At 62.2% G+C, this 26,511-nt stretch carries 29 protein-coding genes and 2 pseudogenes; 9 read left to right on the forward strand and 22 right to left on the reverse strand.

The annotated features are described in order from the left end of the window. The first annotated feature begins 73 nt into the window (after positions 1 to 73). The gene (locus AC0L2C_RS01365) at positions 74 to 1,099 is read left to right on the forward strand and encodes a transglycosylase SLT domain-containing protein (RefSeq protein WP_128245642.1); all 1,026 of its coding nucleotides are present in this window, start codon (positions 74 to 76) and stop codon (positions 1,097 to 1,099) included. Between the two features lie 127 nt (positions 1,100 to 1,226). Here AC0L2C_RS01365 and AC0L2C_RS01370 read toward each other — a convergent pair whose 3' ends face one another. After that, positions 1,227 to 1,835, reverse strand: a complete 609-nt coding sequence (locus AC0L2C_RS01370; RefSeq protein WP_473522527.1) for a YqgE/AlgH family protein — start codon at positions 1,833 to 1,835, stop codon at positions 1,227 to 1,229. Positions 1,836 to 2,004: 169 nt separating this feature from the next. Between AC0L2C_RS01370 and AC0L2C_RS01375 the strand changes: the two genes are divergently transcribed. The 3 genes and pseudogenes from AC0L2C_RS01375 to AC0L2C_RS01385 all read left to right on the forward strand — a co-directional run bounded on the left by AC0L2C_RS01375 (position 2,005) and on the right by AC0L2C_RS01385 (position 4,028). Further along, positions 2,005 to 2,811: a protein-disulfide reductase DsbD domain-containing protein gene (locus AC0L2C_RS01375; RefSeq protein WP_473522528.1), complete on the forward strand. Its 807-nt coding sequence runs from the start codon at positions 2,005 to 2,007 to the stop codon at positions 2,809 to 2,811. A gap of 121 nt (positions 2,812 to 2,932) precedes the next feature. After that, the gene (locus AC0L2C_RS01380; RefSeq protein WP_473522529.1) at positions 2,933 to 3,433 is read left to right on the forward strand and encodes a redoxin family protein; all 501 of its coding nucleotides are present in this window, start codon (positions 2,933 to 2,935) and stop codon (positions 3,431 to 3,433) included. Positions 3,434 to 3,550: 117 nt separating this feature from the next. Further along, positions 3,551 to 4,028, forward strand: a pseudogene (locus AC0L2C_RS01385) (DUF2938 domain-containing protein). 53 nt (positions 4,029 to 4,081) lie between these two features. Here AC0L2C_RS01385 and rnhA read toward each other — a convergent pair. The 11 genes from rnhA to coxB all read right to left on the reverse strand — a co-directional run bounded on the left by rnhA (position 4,082) and on the right by coxB (position 13,297). Further along, positions 4,082 to 4,615, reverse strand: coding sequence for a ribonuclease HI (gene rnhA, locus AC0L2C_RS01390; RefSeq protein WP_128245640.1), 534 nt, complete (start codon positions 4,613 to 4,615; stop codon positions 4,082 to 4,084). Beyond that, a complete protein-coding gene (locus AC0L2C_RS01395) occupies positions 4,612 to 5,574 on the reverse strand; it encodes a homoserine kinase (RefSeq protein WP_473522530.1) in 963 nt (320 codons plus the stop codon). The genes rnhA and AC0L2C_RS01395 overlap by 4 nt, the downstream gene beginning before the upstream one ends. 5 nt (positions 5,575 to 5,579) lie before the next feature. After that, positions 5,580 to 6,590, reverse strand: coding sequence for a 4-hydroxy-3-methylbut-2-enyl diphosphate reductase (ispH, locus tag AC0L2C_RS01400; protein WP_027152363.1), 1,011 nt, complete (start codon positions 6,588 to 6,590; stop codon positions 5,580 to 5,582). Between the two features lie 97 nt (positions 6,591 to 6,687). Continuing rightward, entirely contained in the window at positions 6,688 to 7,443 is a 756-nt protein-coding gene (locus AC0L2C_RS01405) for an SURF1 family protein (RefSeq protein WP_473522531.1), read from the reverse strand. Further along, a complete protein-coding gene (locus AC0L2C_RS01410) occupies positions 7,440 to 7,826 on the reverse strand; it encodes a DUF983 domain-containing protein (protein WP_473522532.1) in 387 nt (128 codons plus the stop codon). Before AC0L2C_RS01410 ends, AC0L2C_RS01405 begins: the two co-directional genes overlap by 4 nt. A gap of 186 nt (positions 7,827 to 8,012) precedes the next feature. Next, positions 8,013 to 8,894, reverse strand: a complete 882-nt coding sequence (locus AC0L2C_RS01415; protein ID WP_027152361.1) for a cytochrome c oxidase subunit 3 — start codon at positions 8,892 to 8,894, stop codon at positions 8,013 to 8,015. A 1-nt stretch (position 8,895) separates the two neighbouring features. Beyond that, a complete protein-coding gene (locus AC0L2C_RS01420; protein ID WP_031254967.1) occupies positions 8,896 to 9,537 on the reverse strand; it encodes a cytochrome c oxidase assembly protein in 642 nt (213 codons plus the stop codon). Positions 9,538 to 9,545: 8 nt separating this feature from the next. Beyond that, positions 9,546 to 9,707: a hypothetical protein gene (locus tag AC0L2C_RS01425; protein WP_077381685.1), complete on the reverse strand. Its 162-nt coding sequence runs from the start codon at positions 9,705 to 9,707 to the stop codon at positions 9,546 to 9,548. 2 nt (positions 9,708 to 9,709) lie between these two features. Continuing rightward, positions 9,710 to 10,654: a heme o synthase gene (locus tag AC0L2C_RS01430; RefSeq protein WP_473522533.1), complete on the reverse strand. Its 945-nt coding sequence runs from the start codon at positions 10,652 to 10,654 to the stop codon at positions 9,710 to 9,712. 77 nt (positions 10,655 to 10,731) lie between these two features. Next, positions 10,732 to 12,381 carry a cytochrome c oxidase subunit I gene (ctaD, locus tag AC0L2C_RS01435; RefSeq protein ID WP_128172054.1) on the reverse strand — a complete coding sequence of 550 codons (1,650 nt, stop codon included), beginning with the start codon at positions 12,379 to 12,381 and terminating at the stop codon, positions 10,732 to 10,734. A gap of 37 nt (positions 12,382 to 12,418) precedes the next feature. Next, entirely contained in the window at positions 12,419 to 13,297 is an 879-nt protein-coding gene (gene coxB, locus AC0L2C_RS01440; protein ID WP_128172053.1) for a cytochrome c oxidase subunit II, read from the reverse strand. A gap of 528 nt (positions 13,298 to 13,825) precedes the next feature. Here coxB and AC0L2C_RS01445 point away from each other — a divergent pair. From AC0L2C_RS01445 to AC0L2C_RS01455, 3 genes and pseudogenes are all read left to right on the forward strand, one after another. Next, the gene (locus tag AC0L2C_RS01445; protein ID WP_473522534.1) at positions 13,826 to 14,320 is read left to right on the forward strand and encodes an invasion associated locus B family protein; all 495 of its coding nucleotides are present in this window, start codon (positions 13,826 to 13,828) and stop codon (positions 14,318 to 14,320) included. 240 nt (positions 14,321 to 14,560) lie between these two features. Then, on the forward strand, positions 14,561 to 15,973 hold the full coding sequence (gene tldD / locus AC0L2C_RS01450; RefSeq protein ID WP_473522535.1) for a metalloprotease TldD: 1,413 nt from the start codon (positions 14,561 to 14,563) through the stop codon (positions 15,971 to 15,973). Positions 15,974 to 16,016: 43 nt separating this feature from the next. Further along, a pseudogene (locus tag AC0L2C_RS01455) lies at positions 16,017 to 16,285 on the forward strand (AbrB/MazE/SpoVT family DNA-binding domain-containing protein). On the opposite strand, the gene AC0L2C_RS01460 reads toward AC0L2C_RS01455, so the two are convergent. From AC0L2C_RS01460 to AC0L2C_RS01475, 4 genes are all read right to left on the reverse strand, one after another. After that, positions 16,282 to 16,815: an RES family NAD+ phosphorylase gene (locus AC0L2C_RS01460; RefSeq protein WP_473522606.1), complete on the reverse strand. Its 534-nt coding sequence runs from the start codon at positions 16,813 to 16,815 to the stop codon at positions 16,282 to 16,284. The pseudogene AC0L2C_RS01455 and the gene AC0L2C_RS01460 overlap by 4 nt on opposite strands. Beyond that, positions 16,781 to 17,152, reverse strand: coding sequence for an antitoxin Xre/MbcA/ParS toxin-binding domain-containing protein (locus tag AC0L2C_RS01465; protein WP_027152353.1), 372 nt, complete (start codon positions 17,150 to 17,152; stop codon positions 16,781 to 16,783). The genes AC0L2C_RS01460 and AC0L2C_RS01465 overlap by 35 nt, the downstream gene beginning before the upstream one ends. An 84-nt stretch (positions 17,153 to 17,236) precedes the next feature. Further along, entirely contained in the window at positions 17,237 to 18,478 is a 1,242-nt protein-coding gene (locus tag AC0L2C_RS01470) for a class I SAM-dependent RNA methyltransferase (RefSeq protein WP_473522536.1), read from the reverse strand. After that, the gene (locus tag AC0L2C_RS01475) at positions 18,475 to 19,269 is read right to left on the reverse strand and encodes a TlyA family RNA methyltransferase (RefSeq protein ID WP_287341566.1); all 795 of its coding nucleotides are present in this window, start codon (positions 19,267 to 19,269) and stop codon (positions 18,475 to 18,477) included. The genes AC0L2C_RS01470 and AC0L2C_RS01475 overlap by 4 nt, the downstream gene beginning before the upstream one ends. A gap of 173 nt (positions 19,270 to 19,442) precedes the next feature. Between AC0L2C_RS01475 and AC0L2C_RS01480 the strand changes: the two genes are divergently transcribed. Next, entirely contained in the window at positions 19,443 to 19,844 is a 402-nt protein-coding gene (locus AC0L2C_RS01480) for a GFA family protein (protein ID WP_287341565.1), read from the forward strand. 120 nt (positions 19,845 to 19,964) lie between these two features. Here AC0L2C_RS01480 and AC0L2C_RS01485 read toward each other — a convergent pair whose 3' ends face one another. Then, complete coding sequence (locus AC0L2C_RS01485; RefSeq protein ID WP_027152350.1) at positions 19,965 to 20,627, reverse strand: FMN-dependent NADH-azoreductase; 663 nt, start codon at positions 20,625 to 20,627, stop codon at positions 19,965 to 19,967. Positions 20,628 to 20,725: 98 nt separating this feature from the next. Between AC0L2C_RS01485 and AC0L2C_RS01490 the strand changes: the two genes are divergently transcribed. After that, entirely contained in the window at positions 20,726 to 21,589 is an 864-nt protein-coding gene (locus tag AC0L2C_RS01490; RefSeq protein ID WP_473522537.1) for a LysR family transcriptional regulator, read from the forward strand. A 97-nt stretch (positions 21,590 to 21,686) separates the two neighbouring features. On the opposite strand, the gene dxs is transcribed toward AC0L2C_RS01490, so the two are convergent. The 5 genes from dxs to AC0L2C_RS01515 all read right to left on the reverse strand — a co-directional run bounded on the left by dxs (position 21,687) and on the right by AC0L2C_RS01515 (position 26,347). Continuing rightward, positions 21,687 to 23,627, reverse strand: a complete 1,941-nt coding sequence (gene dxs, locus AC0L2C_RS01495; protein ID WP_287341552.1) for a 1-deoxy-D-xylulose-5-phosphate synthase — start codon at positions 23,625 to 23,627, stop codon at positions 21,687 to 21,689. A 209-nt stretch (positions 23,628 to 23,836) separates the two neighbouring features. After that, on the reverse strand, positions 23,837 to 24,757 hold the full coding sequence (locus tag AC0L2C_RS01500; RefSeq protein WP_128167677.1) for a pirin family protein: 921 nt from the start codon (positions 24,755 to 24,757) through the stop codon (positions 23,837 to 23,839). A 10-nt stretch (positions 24,758 to 24,767) separates the two neighbouring features. Next, entirely contained in the window at positions 24,768 to 25,034 is a 267-nt protein-coding gene (locus tag AC0L2C_RS01505; RefSeq protein ID WP_023799339.1) for a DUF2277 domain-containing protein, read from the reverse strand. A gap of 131 nt (positions 25,035 to 25,165) precedes the next feature. After that, complete coding sequence (locus AC0L2C_RS01510) at positions 25,166 to 25,417, reverse strand: exodeoxyribonuclease VII small subunit (protein WP_023799340.1); 252 nt, start codon at positions 25,415 to 25,417, stop codon at positions 25,166 to 25,168. A 3-nt stretch (positions 25,418 to 25,420) separates the two neighbouring features. Beyond that, a complete protein-coding gene (locus AC0L2C_RS01515; RefSeq protein WP_128245671.1) occupies positions 25,421 to 26,347 on the reverse strand; it encodes a histone deacetylase family protein in 927 nt (308 codons plus the stop codon). Positions 26,348 to 26,511 lie beyond the last annotated feature (164 nt).

Consider the following 26,511-nt stretch of genomic DNA (forward strand, 5'->3'; position numbering starts at 1 on the left):
GGACCTGGCGTCACTCCAAAGAACATTTGAATTCTTTGCTTGCGGAGCCTTCGTCCTTTCGGGCGGACGGCCTTTGTCGAAAAGGATCGCGGGGCTTGGCCTGGCGGCGACAGTGGCAGCCATGCCATGGCCGGTCTATTCGGGAGTCCTGGTCAACGGCGTGACCGAAGCCGCGGTTGCCACTGCTGTTCCGTTCTCGGCTCTGAGTTTCCCCTCGGCCGCGCCCGAGTTCGACATCATCGATCCAGACACCATATCGACCTCTGGACGCGAGGGAGAACGCACACTGGCCGAGGCATTGAAGGGCACCGTCTCCATCCTTTCCGAAGGCGCGGAACAGATCGTCATCGGCATGTCGATGCACGAGTTCGGCGAGTACAAGGTGTCGCAGCACATCGCCAGCGAAATCCTTCGTGCAGCCAAGGACACCCAATTTCCTGCCGATACGCTTTTTGCGATCGCCGAGAAGGAATCCTCCTTCGACATCAACAATCGCCCGTCTAAAGGGTCGGCGCTTGGTCTTATGCAATTCCTCGACCAGACATGGCTCGAGGCGGTGAAGAGGTACGGTGCAGAATTCGGCTTGGGCGACGAAGCGGAACTGATCCGGACCCGCCCCGAGGGCAAACGCGAATACCATTTCGTCGAGGACAAGGCCGAAGAACAGCGCATCCTTGAATTCAGGCGCGATCCCTATCTGTCGGCGGCACTTGCGGCCAAGAACCTTCTTGCGGCCAAGCAGCGCATCGAAGCTCGTCTTGAGAAGGCCATGGATGAAAGGGATCTCTACCTCCCCCATTTCCTTGGCACCAACGGGGCAGCAGCGCTCCTGTCGAATGCCGATGAGAAGCCCAATGCCACGGCCAGCACAATCTTCCCCAAGGCGGCACGCTTCAATATTGCGATCTTCAAGGCCGAGGGAAAACAGCTCACCGTCGGCCAGTTTCACCAGCGCCTGCGCTCCTTCCTGGAAGCCCGCATCGGCAAATACAGCGATGTCGAAACGCGCGTGAAACAGGCTGACCTGTCCTGGACGTCGGGTTTCGAGAATCTCGTCTACGATCTGGGCAAACGGCGGGCGATGGCAATGCGGCGGTAACCAGCCAGGTATCGGGTTTTCACCTCTAAAGCGCGTCGCGTTGATCGGCCTCACGCGACGCGCGTTGGGTTGTCGTTTTATGCATGTCGCTATCGCAAAACCGCTACACACTTTTGCGCGACATGCATTAGGCGTGACCGGCGGCCAGGCTGAGATGCGCAAGGTCGATACCGATCGAAGCGAGTATCCGGTCGTATTTGCGCTCGATGTCGGTATCGAACAGAAGCCCCGCATTTGCCGGGCAGGTCAGCCAACCGTTCTCGGCGATTTCGCTTTCCAGCTGACCGGCGCCCCAGCCCGAATAGCCGAGCGCCATCAGCGCGTGCCGAGGCCCGCGGCCCGACGAAATGGCGCGCAATATGTCGACGGTCGCGGTGAGGCAAATGTCGTCGGAGACGGCCAGCGACGATTCCACGCGGTAGTCGCCCGAATGCAGGACGAAGCCGCGGCTGCGGTCCACCGGTCCGCCGTTGCGGACGACGAAGTCGCGGGCCTGCGCGGGCAAGCGGATCGCCTCCTGTTCGTTCATGATGCCGAGCTGCACGAGCAGATCCGGAAACAGCATCTGCTGTGTCTGGTTGATGACCAGGCCCATCGCGCCTTCGTCGCTGTGCGCGCAAATATAGATGACGGAGCGCGTGAAGCGGTCGTCCTTCATGCCGGGCATGGCAATCAGGAACTGGTCGTCGAGAAAGCCGCGTCCCGCAGCCATCTTCTTGTGGCGCAACAAGTCCATGAGGGGGAGCGTAACGCGTTTCTGGAGCGCCGAAAAGATGCGCCGCGCGCGATTTGGTCGCGGATGTGCATCCGAGGCACGCAAAGCTGTGCCCGAGGTCACGCAAATATGATAACAGCGACGCCATGAAGTCATTGCGCAGCCATGAACGGACGCTCAAATCACCGCCATGCAAAGCTTGAAAGTCCTGCTGCTCAGCGCCGCTGTTGGATGTGGAACCGGTCTTCCCGCCGCAGCATCCTCGTCGATCTGGTACGATAGCGAAGGCGGCAAAGTACGCCTTGTAACCAGCGGCAAGCCCGACACAGCCGGGCGCATCCACGGCGTCCTCGATATTGCGCTCAAGCCTGGCTGGAAAACCTACTGGCGCGATCCGGGCGACGCGGGCGTGCCGCCGCAAATCGATATCTCGGCCAGCACCAACATTGCCGACGCGACGTTTTCGTTTCCGCCACCTCAGCGCCACGACGACGGCTCCGGCAAATGGGCCGGCTACGACCATCCGGTTTCGCTGCCGGTAACGTTCACGCTTTCGGCGCCGAACGAGCCGGCCGTCATCGATGCCGATATCTTTCTAGGAATTTGTGAGACGATCTGCATCCCGGTGCAAACAAAGCTGACCATCGATCCGGGCTCCGATCCGGACAATGTCGAAGACGCCGCTTTGGTGAAAGCGGCGCTTGCAACGCTGCCTGCTCCCGCAAGGCCCGGTTTCGGCGTCAAGATCCTGCCGGGCGACCGCGAGACACTGATTGTCGAGGCGAGCTTTCCGGGGAATCCCAAAGCAGCGGATTTCTTCGTCGCCGGTGAGCGCGACTACATGTTCGGCGTGCCGGCCCGCAGCGAAAAGGACGGCAAGCTGGTGTTTACCGTGCCGATCCTCGACAGGCCAACGACGACGCCGACGGATGGCGGACTTTACTATACGCTGACAACTGCGGCCGGCGCCGTCGAAGGCCTGCTGCCGTTCCCTTGATCCCCAGCAAAGGATGTTCAGATCGAACATCCCTTGCTCCGGCCACCCCGACAGTTGCGGGAAACGGCTGAATTCGCTATCGCAAGGACACTCCCTTCCATTTGTCAAAACGAGGACCACGATGATGATTGCCGTTGGCGACAAGCTGCCCCAAGCGACCTTCAAGACGATGACTGCCGACGGCGCAAAAGCGATCACGACGGCCGAGATTTTCTCGGGAAAGAAGGTGGTGCTGTTCGCTGTTCCCGGCGCTTTCACGCCGACCTGCTCCAACAACCATCTGCCCGGCTTTCTGGATAATTACGACGCCATCCTGGCGCGCGGCGTCGACACCATCGCCATCGTCGCCGTCAACGATGTTCACGTGATGGGCGCCTGGGCCCGCTTCAGCGGCGGTGAAGGCAAGATCCTCTATCTTGCCGACGGCAATGGCGATTTCGTCAAGTCGATCGGTCTCGACGCCGACCTTTCCGGCGGTGGCATGGGGCTGCGCTCGAAGCGGTTTTCGATGATCGTCGACGACGGCAAGGTCGCCGCGCTCAATGTCGAGACAAAGCCTGGCGTTGATGAATCCGGTGCTGCTCACATTCTCGGACAGCTTTCCGTTTTGGCGACAGCATAGGCCGAGGTTGCCGCGGTCCTTCGGCCTGACGATCGCGCTCGTTTCGGCAGCGGCGCGTCCAATTGGGCGTGCAAAGAACGCTGTTCGGGAATTGCCTGCTTTTAGGGGACCTCAATGATGTTTGACCACTTCTGGCGCGCTGTGGCGATCGGCATCGGCCACGGCGCTCATGGACCTCTGGGCGATTTTCCTGAACACGGTGTTTGCTCAGCCACGGCCGAACTGGGGGCTGGTTGGTCGCTGGGTCTGGCACCTGAGGGACGGCAAGGTCTTCCATGACGATATCGGCGAGGCAGCACCCTATGCGCATGAATCGGCGCTGGGCTGGGCCTTCCACTACTTTGTCGGGATCGTCTACGGCATCATTCTGGCCGTTTTGGCTGGAGCGGCGTGGCTGGCCGCGCCGACCTTCCTGCCGGCCTTCATCCTCGGCATCGTCACCGTAGGCGCCGGCTGGTTCCTGCTGGCGCCCGGCATGGGCGCCGGCTGGGCCGCGTCAAAGCGCCCCAACCCGATGCAGATCCGCGCCCTCAACCTCGTGTCGCATACTGTGTTCGCGCTCGGACTTTTCGGCACGGCGCTGCTGATCCGCTGAATATGGCGGACCAGACTGGTCAGTAGTCTAGACTGGTCAGTAGCCCAGACTGGTCAGTAGCTTTGGGTCGAGCGGCGCAGTTTCCTGGCTGTCGGCTGCTTGGCTTGGGTGTTTTCCCCAGCCGAAACGGGCGCGGGCCGGGCCGTCTTGTTCTTGAACGGCGCCATGCCGAGCCGCGCCAGTTCGTCGGCACGCTCGTTCTCCGGATGGCCGGCATGGCCCTTGACCCAGTGCCAGATCACCTGATGACGGTTGCGCGCCTCGTCGAGCGCCTGCCACAGTTCGGCATTCTTCACCGGTTGCCTGGCAGCGGTCTTCCAGCCGTTGCGCTTCCAGCCGTCGATCCAGCTGAAAATGCCGTCCTTGACATAGTTGCTGTCGGTATAAAGATCGACCGCACAGGGTTCTTTCAGCGCATTGAGCGCCGAGATGGCGGCCAAAAGTTCCATGCGGTTGTTGGTGGTAGCAGCCTCGCCGCCCGACAGTTCCTTCGTGACGCCCTTGAAGCGCAGGACAGCCCCCCAGCCGCCAGGCCCCGGATTGCCCGAACAGGCACCATCGGTAAAGATTTCGACGCGCTTGGTCATGTCAGTCCGTATTCGGAAGGAGATTTGATCGCCCGGTGGAAACGCATACGCCTGATATATTCGGTCGGATCGCGTTTCACGACCAGCCCGCCGTTGGCAATGATCAGCCAGTCGTAAAGCCGGGTCAGCATGAAGCGCAGTGCCGAGCCGCGCGCCAGCATCGGCAGCGCAGCTTTCTCTTCGCCGCTCAAGGGCCGCACGCTTTGGTAGCCGGCAAGCAGCGCCGTGCCCTTGGTCAGGTTGAAGGAAAAATCCTTCTCGAAGCACCAGGCATTGAGGCAGGTTGCGACATCATAGGCGTAGAGATCGTTGCAGGCGAAATAGAAGTCGATCAGCCCCGACAGTTTCTCGCCGAGGAAGAAGACGTTGTCGGGGAAAAGATCGGCATGGATGATGCCTTCCGGCAGGCCGTTCGGCCAGTTCCTCTCGAAATCAGCGAAGTCGGCATCGACCTCGGCCGCCAGTCCCGGCTCGACCTCGTCGGCGCGAGGGCGAGAGGCGCTCCACAGCTTGCGCCAGCCATCGATGGCAAGGGCATTCGGACGGGTCATCGGAAAGTCGGCGCCGGCCAGATGCAGCGCCGCCAGCGCCTTGCCGACCTCGCGGCAGTGCGCTGATGTCGGCCGCCGCAGCGAAACGCCTTCGAGGAAGGTGATGATGACCGCCGGCCGGCCGGCAAGCGTTCCGATGACGTCGCCATCATGCGCGGTCACCGGAAGCGGGCAGGAAATGCCCTTCCTGGCGAGATGGCTCATGAGGCCGAGGAAGAACGGCAGGTCGGCCTTGTCGACGCGCTTTTCGTAGAGCGTCAGGATGTAGGAGCCGCTGGTCGTGTGCAGCAGGAAGTTCGAGTTCTCGGTGCCTTCGGCTATGCCCTTGTAGGACAGGAGATCGCCGACTGGATAGGCCTTCAGGAACGCGCCGAGCTCGCCTTCGTTGACGTCGGTGTAGACCGCCATGAACCTTACGCGGCCCCGTTGACGAAAGCCATGTCGGCGGCCGTCAGCTCGACGTCGCGCAGCACCCGCATCACCGGAAAATCCTCGGTTTCCGTCGCCGTCACCGCCAGCTCGATGGTTACGTCGAAGCGCTGCCGGAACGCATCGATGATCTCGTCGACGATGATTTCCGGCGCCGATGCACCTGCCGACAGGCCGAGCGTCGAGATGCCGGCGATCTCGGTCCATGGAATCTCGGAGGCGCGCTGCACCAGAAGCGACATCGAGGCGCCAGCGCGTTCGGCCACTTCGACGAGACGCCGCGAATTTGAGGAGTTGGGAGCACCGACGATCAGGAAGAGATCGGCACCCGCGGCGGTCTCCTTTACCGCTTCCTGGCGATTGGTGGTGGCATAGCAAATCGATTCCGCTGCCGCCGCATGCAAATCGGGAAAACGATCCTTAAGCACCCGAATGATGCCGGCGGTGTCCTCGACCGACAGCGTCGTCTGGGTGACGAACCCGAGCGCCTGCGGGTCGGCGGGCACCAAATTCGCGGCATCGGCTTCGGTCTCGATCAAGGTGACGGCGCCGTCCGGCAACTGCCCCATCGTGCCGATCACTTCCGGGTGGCCGGCATGGCCGATCAGAAGCACGTGACGGCCGAGCCGCTGATGGCGCATTGCCTGCTTGTGGACCTTCGACACCAGCGGGCAGGTGGCGTCGAGATAGAAGAGGTTGCGCGCCTGGGCGTCCGCCGGCACCGACTTCGGCACGCCATGCGCCGAAAAGACGACCGGGCTCTGGCGATGCTCAGCCGGTATCTCGGAGAGCTCCTCGATGAACACCGCACCGAGGCTTTGCAGCCCCTCGACGACGTAGCGATTATGCACGATCTCGTGGCGAACATAGACCGGCGCGCCGTATTTCTTCAGCGCCAGGACGACGATCTGGATGGCGCGGTCGACGCCGGCGCAGAAGCCGCGCGGCTGGCAGAGCCTTATCGTCAGCGGTGGCTTTGTCGTCGTGTGAAGCATGATTCCCGGCCGGTTGGTCGTAGCGTGAACTGAAGTCTTGAACTCAAGGCGCGAAATGAGGTGCGCACCCCTGCCCTGTCAAGGGCACCAGTGCTGATCATTCTTCTTTCGCCGGGCGGCGAAGCCTGAAGATGAGGACGCCGGCAAGGGCAGCGGCAAGGCCGTACCAGGTTACGGCGTATTGCAGATGGCTGTTCGGCAGCTCGATGATTGTAACGCCGCCGACCGGCAGCCCGCCCGGGTTCGGCGTGGCGTCCGCGTCGATAAAGAATGGCACCAGCCCCGCACCTGCCGGCAGACCGGCGCTGGCCGCCATGGCGTCGCGATCCTTCCAGTAGAAGATGTTTTTCTGCGGATCATTGTCGGGAAGCATCATCGAGGGCTTTGCCGGCAGCGGATTGCGGGCGAGCCCCGTCACCGTCACCTGGCCCGCACCCTGGCTTTGCGGACGCTTGGCTGCGTCCTTGAGATCGTACGGCACGAAGCCGCGATTGATCAGAACGAAGCGCCCGTCCTCCAGATGCAAGGGCGTGAAGACATCGAAACCGGACTGGCCTTCCCAGGTCGCGAAGAAATGTCGCTCGCCTTGATGCAGGAAGGTGCCTGATGCCGTCACCGGCGTGTAATCCACATCGCCGCTGGCGGCAAACCGCTTTTCGACCTCGGCCAACGGCACGGGCGCTGAGTGCGTGCGCTGGTCGATGGTCTGGAGAAGACCCTCTTTCCAGTACAGGCGCTGGAGCTGCCAGGTGCCGAGCGCCAGCAGGATGAAGAACAGCACGAGGCCAAGCCCAAGCAGCAATGCCGTCTTCGGCCGCGAACGGCCCGCAATCGAAGCGGATGTCGTGCTCATTCGCCGAGGTCCAGCCTGCCCTCTGCCGCCTTGTTGCGGTATTGCAGCGTCAGGAGCACGCCCTTAATCAGCCTGAGCGCGCCCAGGCAAAGCACCAGCGTCAGCGGTATCCACAGCAGGAAATGCAGCCAGAGCGGCGGGCTGAGCGTCACCTCCATCCACAGCGCCAGCCCGACGACGATGAAGCCGATGATCAGGATGACGAACACCGCCGGACCGTCGCCGGCATCGGCGTAGGAATAGTCGAGGCTGCAATTGGCGCAGCGTTCGCCGACGGTGAGGAAGCCGGAAAACAGCCGGCCCTCGCCGCAGCGCGGGCAGCGGCCGTGCAGGCCCGCCGAAATCGGATCGATTGCTGGCCAGATCGCCTTGTCGTCGCTCATTCCGATACCTTAATGCATGTCGCGCAAAAGTGCGCAGCGGTTTTGCGATAACGACATGCATAAAAACAAGAACTTAAAGCGCGTCGCATGAATCCATTCAGCCGCGACGCGCTTTAATGCCCTTCACTCCAAAAGGTAAGGCGGCCACGTCGCCGCAGCCGCCTCATCGATTTCCTCAGGAAGATTTCAGTGGCCTTCGATGACCGCGCCGCTCGAGGCCCAGACATAGATCGACGCGAACAGGAACAGCCAGACTACGTCGACGAAGTGCCAGTACCAGGCGGCGGCCTCGAAGCCGAAATGGTGCTTGGGCGTGAAGTCGCCCTTCATCGCGCGGACCAGGCAGACCAGCAGGAAGATGGTGCCGATGATGACGTGGAAGCCGTGGAAGCCGGTCGCCATGAAGAAAGTAGCGCCGTAGATCGAATCCCTGAAGCCGAACGGCGCGTGCATGTATTCGTAAGCCTGCACCATGGTGAACAGGATGCCGAGACCGACGGTCAGCACCAGGCCGTTGATCAGCCCCTTGCGGTCGCCATGAAGCAGCGCGTGGTGCGCCCAGGTCACCGTAGTGCCCGATAGAAGCAGGATGACGGTGTTATAGAGCGGCAGGTGGAAGGGGTCGAGGACCTCAACGCCCTTCGGCGGCCAGACACCGCCGGTGAAGGTGGCGCGGGCATATTGCTGTGCCTCGCCGGGAAACAGGCTGGCGTCGAAGAAAGCCCAGAACCAGGCGACGAAGAACATCACCTCGGAAGCGATGAACATGATCATGCCGTAGCGCAGATGCAGCGACACAACACGCGTGTGGTGGCCTTCATGCGCTTCCCTGATGGTATCCGACCACCAAGCGTACATGGTGTAGATGACGATCAAGAGGCCGATGAAGAACAGCCACGGATTGGCGATGTTGAAGCCGAAGATCGGGAAATCGCCGCCCTTGAGATACTGCATGTAACAGACGCCGCCGATCGCGGTGACCAACGCGCCGACCGAGCCGAGGAATGGCCACGGGCTCGGGTCGACGAGGTGGTAGTCATGTTGTGGTTTTGCGTGCGCGTCTGCCATATCAACCCCCGAGGCTTCGTTCGGTATGTGAAACTTTGTTGCTTGTGCCTTCGGCCGGCACTGTCGACGCCACCGGCTTGGTCTTCTCGTTCTTCTCGACCGGGAACATCGTGTAGGACAGGGTAATCGTCTTCAGGTCCTTCAATTCCGGCGCATTGACGATGTCGGGATCTACATAGAACACGACCGGCATGTCCAGCGTCTCGCCAGGCTTCAGCGTCGTATCGGTAAAGCAGAAACACTCAACCTTGTTGAAGTAAGACCCCGCAAATTCCGGCTGCACATTAAACGTCGCGCGGGCCGTCGTGGCGCGGACGAACTTGTTGGTCGCGCTATAATGCGCCTGCGCCGTCTCGCCTATCTTGATGGTGACGGAGCGGGCGACCGGCTCGAACTGCCAGGGCACGCCGGCCGTGTTGGCGTCGAAACGGATGGTGATATCGCGGTCGAGCACCCGGTCGGCATATTGCTGCGTTGCGCGTTTCACAGTGCCGCCGTAACCGGTCGCCTGGCAGAACATCGCGTAGAGCGGCACCGCGGCATAGGCCATCCCGATCATGCCGCCGAAAAAGGCGATGCAGACGCCGGCGACGACGCGGTTGGTGTTCTTCTTTTGAGGATTGGTCACTGTTTGGCGGTTCATCTTGAGCCTCACATGGTTCCGGTGAGGTTGTGACCGAATTTCACGACGGTCGCGATGTAGAAGATGACGACAAGCACCGCCAGCGCCAGGCCGATGGCTACCGAGCGGTTGCGCCGGGCCTTCTGCTGGCGCTCCGTCAGCGTGACGAGTTCAAGCTTCTTGTCGGCCATGGTCATGCTCCGCCCGTGGCCAGCGCGCGCCCGACAACGCAGTCGGCAAGGTAGATGGCGAAGATGGCGAAGAGGTAGAGCAGCGAGTAGCCGAACAATGCCTTGGCTGGCTTCATCACATGGTCGTCATCCGCCATCCGCAGCACCTGCCACGCATACCAGACCAAGCCGGCGCCAAGCAGCACCGCAAGGACGCCATAGACGGGTGTGGTGAAGCCGAGCGCCCATGGCAGCACGCCAACCGGCGCAAGGATCAGCGCATAGGCGAAGATCTGGCGTCGGGTCGAAGCCTGGCCGGCGACATTCGGCATCATCGGGATGCCGGCCCTGGCATAGTCCTCGGACTTGAAGAGGGCGAGCGCCCAGAAATGCGGCGGCGTCCACAGGAAGATGATCAGGAACAGGACGACGCTTTCCAGGCTGACGGTTCCGGTCACCGCGGCCCAGCCGATCACCGGCGGAATGGCGCCGGCAGCACCGCCGATGACGATGTTCTGCGGGGTCCAGCGCTTCAGCCACATCGTGTAGACGACGGCATAGAAGAAGATGGTGAAGGCCAGGAGCGTCGCCGACAACCAATTGACCAGCACGCCGAGCGTCATCACCGACAGCACCGACAGCACCAGGCCGAAACTCAGCGCCTCGCCTGGCCGGATGCGGCCGGCCGGCACCGGACGGCTGGCGGTCCTGGTCATCACCGCATCGATATCGGCGTCATACCACATGTTGAGCGCGCCGGACGCGCCAGCACCAATGGCAATAGCCAGGATCGCGATCACCGCCAGAAGCGGATTGATGGCCACAGGTGCCGCGACCAGGCCGACAAAGGCGGTGAACACCACCAGCGACATGACGCGCGGCTTCAACAGTGCGAAGAAATCGCCCGCCGTCGCTTCCGACATGCGAAAGCCCGGTTCGTCAGTCAAGGTGTCGTCGACAAGGGCCATGCGTACTTAAAGTCCATCATTCCGTTGGCCAAAACCGCCGGGCGAACCGGCGATTCAGTATTCGCCCAGGCAGAAGCCTATTTGATCTTCGGCAGCTGTTCCCACTGGTGGAAGGGCGGCGGCGAAGGCAGCTGCCATTCAAGCGTCGTCGCACCCTCGCCCCATGGATTGGCGCCGGCCACCCGCTTCTTCTGGAAGGCCTCGAACACGCCATAGAGGAAGATGACCACGCCGACGGCCGAAATATACGAGCCGTAGGACGACACCATGTTCCAGCCGGCAAACGCATCCGGATAGTCGATGTAGCGGCGCGGCATGCCTGAAAGTCCGAGGAAATGCTGCGGGAAGAAGACGAGGTTGACGCCGACGAAGGTAACCCAGAAGTGGGTATTGGCGATGACAGGCGAATACATGTAGCCGGTCATCTTCGGGAACCAGTAGTACCAGCCGGCGAAGATGGCAAAGACCGCGCCCAGCGACAGCACATAATGGAAATGCGCGACCACGTAATAGGTGTCGTGCAGCGGGCGGTCGAGACCGGCATTGGCAAGCTGGACGCCGGTAACGCCGCCGACGGTGAACAGGAAGATGAAGCCAATCGCCCACAGCATCGGGGTCTTGAGCGAAATCGACCCGCCCCACATGGTGGCGATCCACGAGAATATCTTCACGCCCGTCGGCACCGCGATAACCATCGTGGCGAAGACGAAATAGCGCTGCGTGTCGAGCGACAGGCCGGTCGTGTACATGTGGTGCGCCCAGACGATGAAGCCGACCGCACCGATCGCGACCATGGCATAGGCCATGCCGAGATAGCCGAAGATAGGCTTTTTGGAGAAGGTCGAGACGATGTGGCTGACGATGCCGAAGCCCGGCAGGATCAGGATGTAGACTTCCGGATGGCCGAAAAACCAGAACAGGTGCTGGAACAGGATCGGGTCGCCGCCGCCATCGGGCGCGAAGAAGGTGGTGCCAAAATTGCGATCGGTCAAAAGCATGGTGATGCCGCCGGCCAGAACCGGAAGCGACAGCAGCAGCAGGAAAGCGGTGATCAGCACCGACCAGGCGAACAGCGGCATCTTGTGCAGCGTCATGCCAGGCGCGCGCATGTTGAAGATGGTGGTGATGAAATTGATGGCGCCGAGGATCGATGAGGCGCCGGCGATGTGCAGCGACAGGATCGCAAGATCCATCGCCGGTCCGGGCTGGCCCGAGGTCGATAGCGGCGGATAGATCGTCCAGCCGCCGCCGACGCCGTAGGCGCCAGGCGCGCTCGGCACGAAGGCCGAGATGATCAGCAGGATGAAAGCCGGTGGCAGCAACCAGAACGAGACGTTATTCATGCGCGGGAATGCCATGTCCGGCGCGCCGATCATGATCGGCACCATCCAGTTGGCGAAGCCGCCGATCAACGCCGGCATGACCATGAAGAAGATCATGATCAGCGCATGGGCGGTGGTGAAGGCATTGTACATGTTCTTGCCGCCGTCGAGCGCAGCGTCGGCGTTCAAGCCGTAGACCATCTGCGCCAGGCCGGTGAAAATCTGGATCCCAGGCTCCTGCAGTTCCATACGCATGACGACCGAAAGGGCACCGCCGACGCAGCCCGCCATGATCGCGAAGATCAGGTAGAGTGTGCCGATATCCTTGTGGTTGGTCGAATACACCCACCGCACCCAGCCATGATACGGCTTGTGGTCGTGGTCGTGAGCTGCAGCGTCTGCCATGTTCGGCTCCGTTCCCTGATCTTTTCTGGTCGCGGCATCAGTTGCCGGCGGCCGCTACCTTGTCTTTGCCGTCGACCTCGGCCATCAGCGCCTTGTTGGCGCCGGGAAGGTCGGTGCCGGCTGCTGCCAGCCAGGTCTTGTACTGGGCGTCGGAGACGACGCGGATCGCGATCGGCATGAACGCGTGGTCCTTACCGCAGAGCTCCGAGCACTGGCCGTAATAGAGGCCTTCCTTTTCCGCCTTGAACCAGACCTCGTTGATGCGACCCGGAACCGCGTCGGTCTTGATGCCGAAGGACGGCATGGCAAAGGCGTGGATCACGTCTGCCGCCGTCACCAGCACCCGGGTCATGGTGTTGACCGGCACCACCATCTCGTTGTCGACGGCGAGCAGGCGCGGATAAGCGCCGCGGTCCTCCTTGCCGGCCGCGGCGCGGTCAGCATCCGCCAGGATCGCGGAGTTGAAGGAAAGCGTGTTTTCGGTCTGGTATTCGTAATCCCAGTTCCACTGGTTTCCCGTCGCCTTGACGGTCAGCTTGGCTTCCTCCGGCGGCGTGTATTGCGCAGTCAAGAGCTGGAACGAGGGGATGGCGAGCAAGAGCAGGACGACGACCGGCCCGACCGTCCAGATTACCTCAATCAGCGTGTTGTGGCTGGTGCGCGACGGGGTCGGGTTGACGCTCGCGCGAAACTTCAGGATGCAATAGGCGATGAGAAAGAGCACGAAGAGGGTGATCGGCACGATGAACCACAGCGTATAGCCCTCGAACCAGGCGATCTGCCGCATCATGTCGGTGGCGGCGGGCTGGAAGCTCATCTCCCACGGCGCAGGCTGGGCCGCATGGGCGGATGCGCCGGTCAACAGTGTGGCGGCAGCGCTTGCCAGGAGTTTGGCGCCTGCTAGGAATTTTCTCATTGCCGTCATTATCTCCCAGTTCCTCGCGATCGGACCGCAAGAATATCGAACAACGCCGGGACGGGAATCCCGGAAAGTCCCGAGGCTGGTTCAAACCATACTCTATTTGCCTCTGCAAGAAAGGAGCGGGGGAAACCGTGCGGCATTTTTGCGCGCAAGCGCGGCTGCGCCTTGTGGCGGCGGCCGCCGCGGTGTCGGACCCGCGAACGCCCGAGCGGCGGAGTGTCCCGGCAAAATGCGCCGGTCGGTCGCAATTCGGGCGAATTTGGCACGGAAAAGCGCACAATTGCCTTGGTCGAGGCAGGCCGGCAGTGGTCTCATCCTTTACTTGCCCTTGGCGCGGCTTAAAGTGCCGTGATTCGCAATGGAGCCGTCATGAACTCTTGGCTTTGGGGACTTGGGCATTCGAGACTTGGGCTTTCGAGACTTGGGCTTTCGAGACTTGGGCTTTCGAGACTTGGGCTTTCGAGAAGCTTGGCGAAGGCCATCCTTCTCGCCGTGTCTAGCGTTGGCCTGTCTGGCGTTGGCTTGTCTGGGATCGGCCTGTCCTATGTTGGCTCGTTTGGCGTCAGCCAGGCCAATGCCGCGCAGCCAAGCGGCAAGGTGCGGACGACGCATGGCGCATGGTCGATCATCTGCGACACGCCGGCTGGCGCCACATCGGAACAATGCGTGATGATGCAGAACGTCGTCGCCGAAGACCGTCCCGAGATGGGGCTTTCCGTCGTCGTGCTGCGCACTGCCGACAACAAGGCCGAAATCCTGCGCGTGCTGGCGCCGCTCGGCGTGCTGTTGCCCAACGGGCTCGGCCTCAATGTCGACGGCAAGGACATCGGCCGGGCCTATTTCGTGCGTTGCTTCCAGGACGGCTGCTATGCCGAGGTCATTCTCGAAAAGCCGTTGCTCGATACGCTGAAGACCGGAACGTCGGCCACCTTCATCGTCTTCCAGACGCCGGAGGAAGGTATCGGCATTCCGGTCGAGCTCAAGGGTTTCGCCGACGGTTTCGCCGCCCTGCCTTGAGGCGGGGCGAGAGGCCCAAAACCCTGCTGACGAAAATGAGATTGTGACCGCCTTTGGCTACAGCGCCGCGCGTCCAAGGACGCGCAAAGGACGCTGTAGCGCTTCGATTTTGCGCATAATCCTTTCCGAAAATCGATCCCGATTTTTGGGTCATGCACAGACAATGGTCATTGCCGATTGTCTGGACGCACCTTCGCGCCTACATCGTGAGGACAATCTCTTTCCACGGACGGACCTGCCATGAACAGCCTGATCGGCCAATTCGACATTTCCGACGATCGCATCAAGCAGATCGTCGCCGAGACCATCAACGGCGCCGACGACGGCGAGTTGTTCCTCGAATACAGCGAGAGCGAAGCGCTGATGTTCGACAATGGCCGGCTGAAGACCGCCAATTTCAACACAGACCAAGGCTTTGGCCTGCGCGCGGTCGCCGGCGAAGCGAGCGGCTACGCGCATTCCAGCGATCTTTCGGAAGCGTCGCTGCTGCGCGCGGCCGACGCTGTCTCGACCGTCAAGAGCGGCTATTCCGGCACGCTTGCTGCGGCTCCCACCCGTACCAACCGCCATCTCTATGGCGATGAGAACCCGATCCCCTCGCCCTCCTTCGAGGCCAAGGCCAAGCTCCTTCAGGAAATCGATGCGTGGCTGCGAGGCGAGGATCCGCGCGTGCGGCAAGTGACGGCGTCGCTCGCCGCCTCCTGGCAGCATGTCGAGATCGTGCGTGCCGACGGCCAGATGGTGCGCGACATCCGCCCGCTGGTCAGGATCAATGTGTCGGTGGTGGTCGGCGACGGCGATCGCCAGGAGAGCGGCTCCTACGGCATGGGCGGACGCAAAGGGTTTGGCGAATTCCTGGTCGAGGAGAGCTGGAAGCACGCCGCCAAGCAAGCGCTGCGGCAAGCGCTGGTCAACCTCGAGGCCATCCCGGCGCCGGCCGGGACGTTCGACATCGTGCTGTCCAGCGGCTGGCCGGGCGTCATGCTGCACGAGGCCGTCGGCCACGGGCTGGAAGGCGACTTCAACCGCAAGAAGACATCGGCCTTCGCCGGGCTGATGGGCCAGCAGGTGGCCGCCAAGGGCGTCACAGTCGTCGACGACGGCACCATGGCCGAGCGGCGTGGCTCGCTGACCGTCGATGACGAAGGCACGCCGTCGGCCCGCAACGTGCTGATCGATGACGGCAAGCTTGTCGGCTATATGCAGGATCGCCAGAACGCCCGGCTGATGGGCATGAACGCCACCGGCAACGGACGGCGCGAAGGCTACGCGCACCAGCCGATGCCGCGCATGACCAACACCTATATGACGTCAGGCGACATGGAGCCGGACGAAATCATCGCCTCGGTCAAGAACGGCATCTATGCCGTCTCCTTCGGCGGCGGCCAGGTCGACATCACCTCGGGAAAATTCGTGTTTGGCTGCACCGAGGCCTACATGATCGAGGACGGCAAGGTGACGCAGCCGATCAAGGGCGCCATGCTGATCGGCAATGGGCCGGATGCCATGCATCGGGTTTCGATGATCGGCAACGACATGAAGCTCGACACCGGCATCGGCATGTGCGGCAAGGCCGGCCAGGGCGTGCCGGTCGGCGTTGGCCAGCCGCACCTCAGGATGAACCAGATGACGGTTGGCGGAACGCGGGTTTGATAGAAGCTGCGGTTTTTGTCTTACATTCAGAGGATGCGCCGCGATGGCCAACCCGGAAAGACTCGTAACCACTGTCTCGACCAAGGGGCAGGTCACCCTGCCCAGCGCGATCCGCAAGCGGAGGGAATGGGACGCCGGCACACGTCTTCTGGTCGAAGATACTCCGGAGGGCGTGCTACTGAAGCCTGCGCCAGTCTTCGCCGAGACACGGCCAGAAGACGTGTTTGGATCCCTGCCCCATAGACGTTGGAAGAAATGGACGCGGGTGTGCTGGCCGAAGCGCGGCGGCGCGGCCGGCTTGAACTGCCCTAAAGCCATGAAGCCGGCGTTTTCGGCAAGCGATGGTCGGGATCGATGACATTCAGACGGGGTGTGTTGCTCTCGTTCCATCGCCACAGCGCGACGCATGTGCCGCCGGGCGACATGAAGGAGGGGTAGATCACGCCATGTTGCCCGTCGGCAATCAGGCGATCTCTCAGCGTGTGCGTCTCAGGCACCAGGCCTTGATCCATGACATCGCGCCATTCACATCGGTTGATGTCTGCCGTCACGCCGAGCCTGGTCAGCACATCAGCGTCCGTAAGGTCTGCCAGGCGCGCGCCTGAAAGTGCGAGCTGCGCAATCAGCGCCGGATGCTGGACAAAGCCCTGATTGTACTCCGCCCAGGCAGTGGACAATTCGCCCGCGGCATAGATCGTCGGGGCGCCCACTGGATTCCAGCGACCGCCAAAGCGGGCTGCTCCTTCGCCGGAAAGCGGCAGATGCGCCCAACGCGGCACGAAGGCGCGCCATAGGCTCAGTCTGTTTTCAGGCATAGATGCCGGAGCGGACTGCCTCCAGATAGGCTAGCACCTTGTCCGTCTTGCCCTCTCGAACGAGATCGTAGGCGGTCTTTCCCGCCCAGCCGGGGATCGGCTGATGCTTGAACCAGATCGCCGCACGCTGTTCATCGCCGGCCATCTCGCCTGCCATCGCAAGGATACGGACAATCGGACTCAATGCGGCGTCGACCTTGCGCGCGCCGGTCTTGGCGGCAAGCGTGTTGCGCGCGACGCCGATCAGGCCCGCCAGTTCGGTCAGATTGACGCCCAGCAGTTCAGCCACCCGTCTTGCCGAAAGAAATGGCGTCCGCTCGTCGCCAAAGCGCGATGCCCTGATATCGAGAGCTGCGGTATTCATAACAGGTTCCTAGCACATTTTGAACAGGTCACGCTCAAAGTATGTTCATTTTGCGCGAAATTCAAGCTCAACAAATGCGGACGGTTACCGCCTTCGCTTCGGCTTCTCCAGAAGCGCGACGGCCTCGACATGCGGCGACCACAGGAACTGGTCGATCGGCGTCACGCTTTTCAGAGCGTAGCCGCCGTCGACGAGGATGCGCAAGTCGCGCGCCAGCGTGACAGGATTGCAGGAAACTGCGGCGACAAGCGGCACGTCGGAGCGGGCAATCTGCTTCGACTGGTCTTCGGCGCCGGCGCGGGGCGGATCGAAAACGACGCCGTCGAAGGCATTCAGTTCCCTCGAAGTGAGCGGCCGCCGGAACAGGTCGCGGCGTTCGCTGGTCACGCGCTTCAGACCGCTGGCGAAACGGAACGCCCGGTCGAGCGCCGAAAGCGCTGCCGCATCCCCCTCCACCGCATGGACCTCCGACCTGGCGGCCAGGCGCAGCGCAAAACTGCCGCAGCCGGCGAAGAGATCGGCTATCTTCCTGGCACGCGCGAGGTGCCGGCCGACGATGTCGGCCATCGCCTGCTCGGCGGCCTCGGTCGCCTGCAGGAAGGCGCCCGGCGGCACCGCGACGGCGACGCTGCCGAACAGCACCACCGGCTTTTTGGGCTCGATGATGATCTCGCCATCGATCGAAAGCCTGGCCAATCCCTGAGCGATGACGAAATTGGAGGCGACGCGGCGCTGGTTCTCGCCGAGCTTGCCGGACTCGTGAACCGCGACATCGAGGCCGGAACCGCTCGCCGTGACCGTCATGCGGAACGATTTCGTCGTGGCGCAAACCAGTTCGGCAAGTGCTCTCAGGCGGTCGAGCTTTGCGACGATCTCGGGCAGCGAGATCGGGCATTCCTCGATGGAAATGATCTCGGACGACAACGCCCGAACGAAGCCGAGCAGCATGCCGGCCTCGCTGCGCCGGGCGGTGAACACGACGCGCCGGCGCGTCTGCGGCGCGCACGGCACCAGCGCGTCAATGTCGCAACTGATGCCCTTGCTGTTGAGCGCATGCGCAACCTTGTCACGCTTCCACCGAAGATAGGCTTCGGCCTCAAGATGCTGGATGGCGCAGCCGCCGCATTCGGTGAAATGCCGACAGGCAGGCTCGATGCGAAGCGGCGAAGCCTCCAGCACCGACATCAGCGTGGCACGGTCCCTTTCGCGCGCGGCGGTGACGGTTTCACCGGGCAGCGTGAACGGAATGAAAAGCTCGCCGGTTTCGGTCTCGGCGACGCCGTCGCCCTGGGAGCCCAGCCGTGTGATCGTGAAGCGCGCGGTCATCGGCCTCCGATCCCCCTGTTCTCGATACCGGCGTCCTTGATCCCGGCGAGCAGGAACTCGCGGTTGCCGTCGCCGCCTTCGATCGGCGACAGATGCAGTCCGAGCGAGCGCCAGCCGGGGACGCCGTCCAGCCAATCCTGCAGCAGGCCGGCAACCCGCGCGGCATCGTATGGGTCTTTCAGCAAGCCGCCCTTGCCGATCGCCTCGCGGCCCGCCTCGAATTGCGGCTTGACCAGAAATATTGCTTTGGCGCCGCTCCTGGCAATGGCGAGCGCCGGCGGCAGCGCCAGTTTCAACGAGATGAAGCTGACGTCGGAGACGATAAAATCTGGAATTCGATCGGCAAGATCGGCGGTCGAAAGATCACGGGCGTTCAATCCCTCGATAACCGTCACACGCGGATCGCCGGCGATATACGGATGTATCTGGCCATGCCCGACATCGATCGCCGTGACATGCGCCGCGCCACGTCCGAGCAGCACTTGAGTGAAGCCTCCGGTCGAGGCGCCGACGTCGAGCGCTTCGCTGCCGGCTGGATCGAGGTCGAAATAGTCGAGCCCGGCGATCAGCTTCAGCGCAGCACGGGACACATAGCCCTGCGCCGGATCATCGACTTCTATGAGGCAATCAGCCCGGACGGTCTGGCCGGGCTTGCGGGCGATGACGCCGTCAACCATCACGGTGCCGCGCTCGATCGCGTCGCGGGCGCGAGAGCGGCTGGGAAACAGGCCGCGCGCGACGAGGAGTTCGTCGAGCCGCTGGCGTGTGCTGGCTGGCAAACGGGAGTTCATCGGCCTTCATGGCGAAAGCCTGTGACGAAGGCAAGGATATTGGGGAAGACAACGAACATATTGCCAAAGCGGCGAGCGCATCAGGCCGCGCCACAAACTGTTGAATATCGCACTGGGTCCGGCACAATGTTGGGAACAATGCTCGTGTTGCTGCCAGAACGTGAGGACGACGAATGCTGACCGGAACCTGCCATTGTGGCGCGGCCCACTGGATTTTGGAAGGCGATCCCGGCTCGATCACAGCCTGCAACTGCACGCTTTGCCGCCGCTATGGCGCGCTGTGGGCTTACGATTATGTTGACGAACGCATCCGTCTTGCCGGACCGACAAGTGCTTACACGCGCTCCGGAAAGGATGCCCCGTCGCTCGAGATTCTGTTCTGTCCAACATGCGCCTCTGTGCTGGCCTGGCGTGGTTTGCGCGCCAGTGCCGCCGGTCGCACTCGGATCGCCGTCAATGTGAGGCTTGCGCCGCCTGACACCGTCGCCGACTTGCCAATCGACCATTTCGATGGTCTCCACACATTCGAGGACCTGCCTGGCGATGGTCGCTGCGTGCGCGATATGTGGTTCTAGTGCATGTCGCGCGAAAACATGCCCTCGGGCTTGAACCGAGGGTGCTCCGTCGCACCATAAAGCGACCTTCCCGGCGTGTCTCCAGAGCCGCCCTTCTTGTCCGCAGCAAGCGCTTCGTGATCATGCAATCGCCTCTGTTGTCTGCGACAGCAGGTCTTCCGCCAACTGTAACGCGGCCTCCCGTGCATCCTGGCGAGCCGCATGGTCAATATCGGGTCCAAAGAGGGTTTTCTGGATGATTAGACTGCGGACATCTTCGATACCGATGAAGCGCAACCACGCTTCTACATAGGGTTTTTGAAAGTCGAAGCGCTGCGCCGGCGTGATGGATTGCGCCGCATAGTCGAGACCTCGCGCATGGACGACCACGGCGGTCTTATCCCGGAGCAGTCCTGCGAACCCGTGTTCAGGGTCGAACGAGAAAAGGATGTCCTTCTGCGATACCAGGTCGATGAAGTGCTTGAGTTTGTAGGGAATGCTGAAATTCCACAGGGGCGTCGACAGCAGGACAATATCCGCCCAGTGCAGTTGTTGCGCCAATTCTTGCAATGTGGCCCATGCCTGCTGTTGAGAAGGGGTAAGCGGCGTGCCGCTGAGCCCGGCATATTTGGCCAACATCGCGTCCTCACCGAATTCGGGGAGGTCGACATCCCATAGGTCGAGCGTTGAAATCGCCAAGTCGGGTCGCCGAGCACGACAGCTTTGAACAAAGGCCTCGGCGACCTCACGCGAGGCGGAACGCTCTTTGCGGGGCGAGGAAACGATATGCAGCAGCTTGGTCATGGATCATCCTTGCTCATTGTGACGAACCGTATTGCGTCATATTTTAATTCGATATAAAAATTGAGATTATCGACAATATTCATCATGGATCAGAATATATGCTGGAATTGGTCCTGCTCAGGACGTTCGTCGCCGTGTTCGACGAAGGTGGCTTCAGTCGGGCAGCGGCGCGACTGAACCTTACGCAGTCGGCCGTCAGTGGGCACCTGCGTCGTCTCGAAGAGCAGGTCGGAAAGCCGTTACTCAAAAGGACGACGCGCTCGCTGGAGATGACACAAGATGGCGAGCGCCTGCTCGCCTATGCCCGGGCGATGCTCGCCCTTAACCGGGATGCTTTGGCCGATCTGGCGCAGGCACCCTTTCACGGCAGAGTTCGCGTCGGCCTCTCGGAAGACTTCGCACAGGTCCCCATCCTTCGCGCCTTGCAGGCATTCGGCGCCGATCGCCGCGGATTGCAGATCGAGGTGCAAGTCGGGATTCCGGGTGCGCTGCTCTCGAAGATGAAGGAGGGCAATATCGAACTGGTGCTCGGATCCCAGTGTGAGGGTGAGGAGATGGGGCGCCTCCTGTGGCGCGAGCCTCTTGTCTGGGCATGGGCGGATCATCCCGGCGTGGAACTTCTGGACCCGCTGCCATTGGCCGTGTTGCCGGAACCTTGCCCCTACAGGGAAGTTGCTCTTGAACGGCTTGCCAAGGCCGGGATCAGCCAGCGCATGGTGATGATCTGCACCAGCAACGCCAGCCTGAGGGCGGCTGCCATCTCAGGCTTCGCTGTAGCGCCGATGACAGTCAGTCAGCTGAGAAACGGCCTGGTCAGGGTACCCGAAAGCTACGGCCTGCCAGAGTTGCCCGAAGCGCAGTTCAGGCTATTTGCCGCGTCGAAAGGCGATACTCCCGTCCTCGAAGAACTGGCGGAGGCCATCATGAACGCCGTTCCTCGAAGGCACGCCGGCGGATCCTGAACTCGCACCAACGCTTGCGTAGGCGAATGCCAAATGACAACGCAAACAGTCTACGACCGTCGGTCGGCAAATTGATGCAAGCCGTTGAGACTTTGATTCAGGCGCTTTGCGCGCTGGCGGTGTGTCCCAGCGCCGCGAAGACGGTGCGCACGATACCGGCGGCATCAAGCCCGGCGTCGGCATACATCTTTTCGGGCTTGGCGTGATCGACAAAAGTGTCGGGCAACACAAGCGGGCGTACCTTCAGGCCGTTTTCCAGCAGCCCTTCATGGGCGAGGAATTGCAGCACATGGCTGGCGAAGCCACCGACCGCGCCCTCTTCGACTGTTACCAGCACTTCGTGCGAGCGCGCCAGCCGCCGGATCAAATCCTCGTCGAGCGGCTTGGCGAAACGAGCATCGGCGACCGTGGTGGAAAGCCCTGCCGCGCCGAGCTCCTCGGCCGCAGCCAGGCAATCCTGCAGCCGCGTGCCGAACGAAAGCAGTGCAACCTTGGTGCCTTCCCTGACGATACGGCCCTTGCCGATTTCGAGAACCGAGCCACGCTCCGGCAGGTCGACGCCGACGCCGTTGCCGCGCGGGTAACGAAAGGCGATGGGGCCTTCATCGTAGCTTGCCGCCGTGCGCACCATGTGTCGCAGTTCCGCCTCATCCGCCGCGGCCATGACGACGAAACCGGGCAGCGTCGCCAAAAAAGTCGTGTCGAAGGCGCCGCAATGGGTCGCCCCGTCGGCCCCGACGAAGCCGGCGCGATCGATCGGGAAGCGCACCGGCAGTTTCTGGATCGCCACGTCGTGGACGACCTGGTCGTAGGCACGCTGCAGGAAGGTCGAATAGATCGCCGCGAAAGGTTTGAAGCCTTCGGTGGCAAGGCCGGCGGCAAAAGTCACCGCGTGCTGCTCGGCGATACCGACATCGAAGGTCCTCGACGGGAACGCCTCGCCGAAGAGGTCGAGGCCGGTGCCGTTCGGCATGGCGGCAGTGATGGCGACGATGCGATCATCTTCGCGGCCTTCCTGGATCAGGCTTTCGGCAAAGACTTTCGTGTAGCTCGGCGCGTTGGCCGGCGCCTTGGCCTGCGCGCCGGTGATGACGTCGAATTTGTTGACGCCATGATATTTGTCGGCGGCCGCCTCGGCCGGTCCATAGCCCTTGCCCTTCTGGGTCACGACGTGGATCAGCACCGGACCGTCGGCATTGTCGCGGACGTTCTTCAGCACCGGGATCAGGTGCTCGAGATTGTGACCGTCGATCGGGCCGATGTGATAAAAACCCATTTCCTCGAACAGCGTGCCGCCGGTGACGTAACCGCGCGCATGCTCGACCGCCCGCTTGATGGCGCGATCGGCGCGCTCGCCGAGATAGGAGGTCAGCTTCTTTCCGAAATCGCGCAAGCCCAGATAGGCCTTGCCCGACGCCAGGCGGGCCAGATAGGCGCTCATCGCCCCGGTCGGCGGAGCGATCGACATGTCGTTGTCGTTGAGGATGACGATCAGCCGGGCATCGAGCGCGCCGGCATTGTTCATCGCCTCATAGGCCATGCCGGCCGACATGGCGCCGTCGCCGATAACGGCAATGACATTGTTGCGGCCCCCGGAGAGATCGCGTGCCATTGCCATGCCGAGGCCGGCGGAGATCGAGGTCGAGGAGTGGGCGGCGCCGAACGGATCGTATTCGCTCTCGGCGCGCTGGGTGAAACCGGACAGGCCGCCCTCTTGCCGCAGCGTGCGGATACGGTCGCGGCGGCCGGTCAGGATCTTGTGCGGATAGGCCTGGTGACCGACATCCCAGATCAGCCGGTCGTCTGGCGTGTTGAAGACATAGTGCAATGCCACCGTCAGTTCGACCACGCCAAGCCCGGCACCGAGATGTCCGCCGGTATGCGACACGGCATCGATCAACTCGGTGCGAAGCTCCGATGCCAATTGCGGCAGATGACGTTCGTCAAGCGTCCTGAGGTCGGCCGGGATGCGGACCTTGTCGAGAAGTGGCGTATGGAGCTTTGCGTTCACTGGTGCTGGGGCCTGCTTTTTATTCATCTGCGAAATAGGCTGCTGGCCGGCGAATGTAAATGCGTGCGAGTGACGCGGCATAGCTTCAAACTGTTAGGGTTTCGTTTACGCGTCAAAAAGGACGCGCGGCGCTCTAAAGCGCGTCGCGTTCGACCGACCTGACGCGACGCGCTTTAGGTTGTTGTTTTATGCATGTCGTTATCGCAAAACCGCTGCACACTTTTGCGCGACATGCATTAATTGTCCGGCAGCGGAATGAACTCTTCTTCATCCCCCGGAACGATATCGAAACGGCCTGTCTTCCACTCTTCTTTCGCCTGTTCGATGCGTTCCTTCGACGATGACACGAAATTCCACCAGATATAGCGCTTGGAGCCGAGCGAGGCGCCGCCGAACAGCATGAAATGCGCTCCACCCTCCGACGACACGACGATCTCGTCGCCGGGCCGGAACACCAGCAGCCGCTCTGCCGGGAAGCGGTCACCGGAGATCGAAACCTCGCCTTTCAACGTATAGATGGCGCGCTCCTCGGCATCGGCAGGGATTTTCACGCTGGCGCCGGGCGCCAGGCTGAGGTCTGCATAGAGCGTGTCCGAAGCGGTCACGACCGGTGACCGCAGCCCGGCAAACGCGCCAATGACAACGCGTCCGCTGACGCCTTCAGCGTCGATTTCGGGCAGACGCATGGCCGCCGTATTCTCGAAGATCGGGTCGACCTCCTCTTTATCGTCCGGCAGCGCCAGCCATGTCTGCAGGCCGGAAACCGACATCGGCGCACCGCGCAGCTCCTGCGGCGTACGCTCGGAATGGACGATGCCGCGACCGGCGGTCATCAAATTTACGTCGCCGGGCTGGATGACCATTTCGGTGCCGAGCGAATCGCGATGCCTGATCTTGCCGTCGAAAAGGTAAGTGACCGTCGACAGGCCGATATGGGGATGCGGGCGGACATCGAGCGCCTGGCCGGCCCGCAAAATCGCCGGTCCCATGCGATCGAAGAAGATGAAGGGACCGACCAGCCGACGCCTGGCGGTCGGCAAGGCACGGCGAACCTGAAAGCCGCCAATGTCCTTGGCGTTCGGAATAACCATCAGTTCGATCTGGTCGCTGGCGAAGGCGTCACCGGGCAGAGGGTCGTTTCCGGGGAAGAAGCTCATGCGGTCTTCCTCAGGCGAAGCGGAGTGCAGACCTGGCTTTCGCCTTGGCCGCCACCTCGTCGCGATTGCGCGGATGCTGTGTCGTCTCAAGGCTGTCCAGCAGTTCGCGCGCAGACGCGGCTATGGCCTCGACGGCGTGGTCGAACGCATGCTGGTTCTGTTTCGACGGCCGTGTCGTTCCGCTCAGCTTGCGGACAAACTGAAGTGCGGCATCGCGGACCTCGTCATCGGTTGCCGGCGGATCGAAATTGAACAGTGTCTTGATGTTTCTGCACATCGTTCGCAATCTCCTCTCGTCGTGGAGCCGTTTCAAGCGGGATGAGTATTATCCTCAATCATGATCATGTCGAAAAGCCGCATGATCATGTCCAAAAGCCGCATGGCGAAATTGTCGTTCGGGACCGTGTCTTACTCCGCGTCCAGAGGCTCTGTCCCCACCGGCTTGCCGTCGCGCGAAAGCCTGATCTTCTCGACCTTGTCCTCGGCCGCCTTGAGCAGCCGGTCGCAATGGAGTTTTAGCGCCTCGCCGCGCTCATAGATGCGGATCGACTGGTCGAGCGGCACGTCGCCGCGCTCCAGATCATCGACGATTTTCTCCAGCGCGTCGAGCGCCTGCTCGAAGCTCATCGCCTTAACGTCTTCGTTGCTCTCACCAGCCATCGTCTATCCTTTCATCAGTCGCCCGACATGGGCGGCGACCGAAAATGCCAATCCCTGCAGATCGTAGCCGCCCTCGAGCAGGCTGACGAGCCGGTTGTCGCTGTGGCGACCGGCGCGCTGCATCAACTGGCCGGTTGCCCAGTCGAAATCGTCCTCGGTCAGGTTGATCTCGGCCAGCGGATCGCGGTGGTGCGCGTCGAAGCCGGCGGAAATGATGATGAGGTCGGGCGCGAAATTGTCGAGCGCCGGCAAGATCCGCGACAGGAAAGCGTCGCGGAAAACCTCGCTGCCGGTCTGCGGCGCCAGCGGCGCGTTGACGATGTTGCCGGCGCCGGTTTCGCTCACCGCCCCGGTCCCCGGGTAAAGCGGCATCTGGTGCGTCGAGCAATAGAGCACCGACGGATCGTCCCAGAAAATATCCTGCGTGCCATTGCCGTGGTGGACGTCCCAGTCGACGATGGCAACACGCTCGGCCTGGTGCTGCCTTTGCGCGTAGCGCGCCGCGATCGCCGCGGTGTTGAACAGGCAGAAGCCCATGGACGTGGTCTTTTCGGCGTGGTGGCCGGGCGGCCGGGCGGCGACAAAGACATTGGCCACGTCGCCCCGAAAGACATCGTCGACGGCGGCGTTGGCAGCGCCAATCGCCGTGACGGCCGCCTGCCAGCTTTTCGGGCTGGCGGTGGTGTCGGCGTCGACACGAGCGATACCGGTGTCCGGCATCAAAGCGCGGATCCGTTCGACGAATTCCTGCGGGTGTGCGTAGAGGATGGTGGCCTCGTCGCCTTCCGGCGCCTCGGCACGATCAAGGGCCGCAAAGGCCTCGTCGTCGAGCACGCGCTCGATGGCGCGCAGGCGGTCCGGCCGCTCCGGATGACCGGGCGGCGTTATATGCTCGAGGAAGATCGGGTGGGTATAGAGCCTTGTGACCATGCCCCCGATATAGGCGCGCCCGGCGGCTTTGACCATGTTTTGCAACCGCCAAAGGCAGACGTTCAACAGGGTTTAATCGTTGGGTGCTGGTTGGGTCCGGCGCGAGCTGCCCGAATCTTGAGGCGCGCTTCGGCCGTCCCATTCGAGGTCGCGCCTTGCCTTTG

It is taken from the genome of Mesorhizobium sp. WSM4845 (assembly GCF_055811455.1).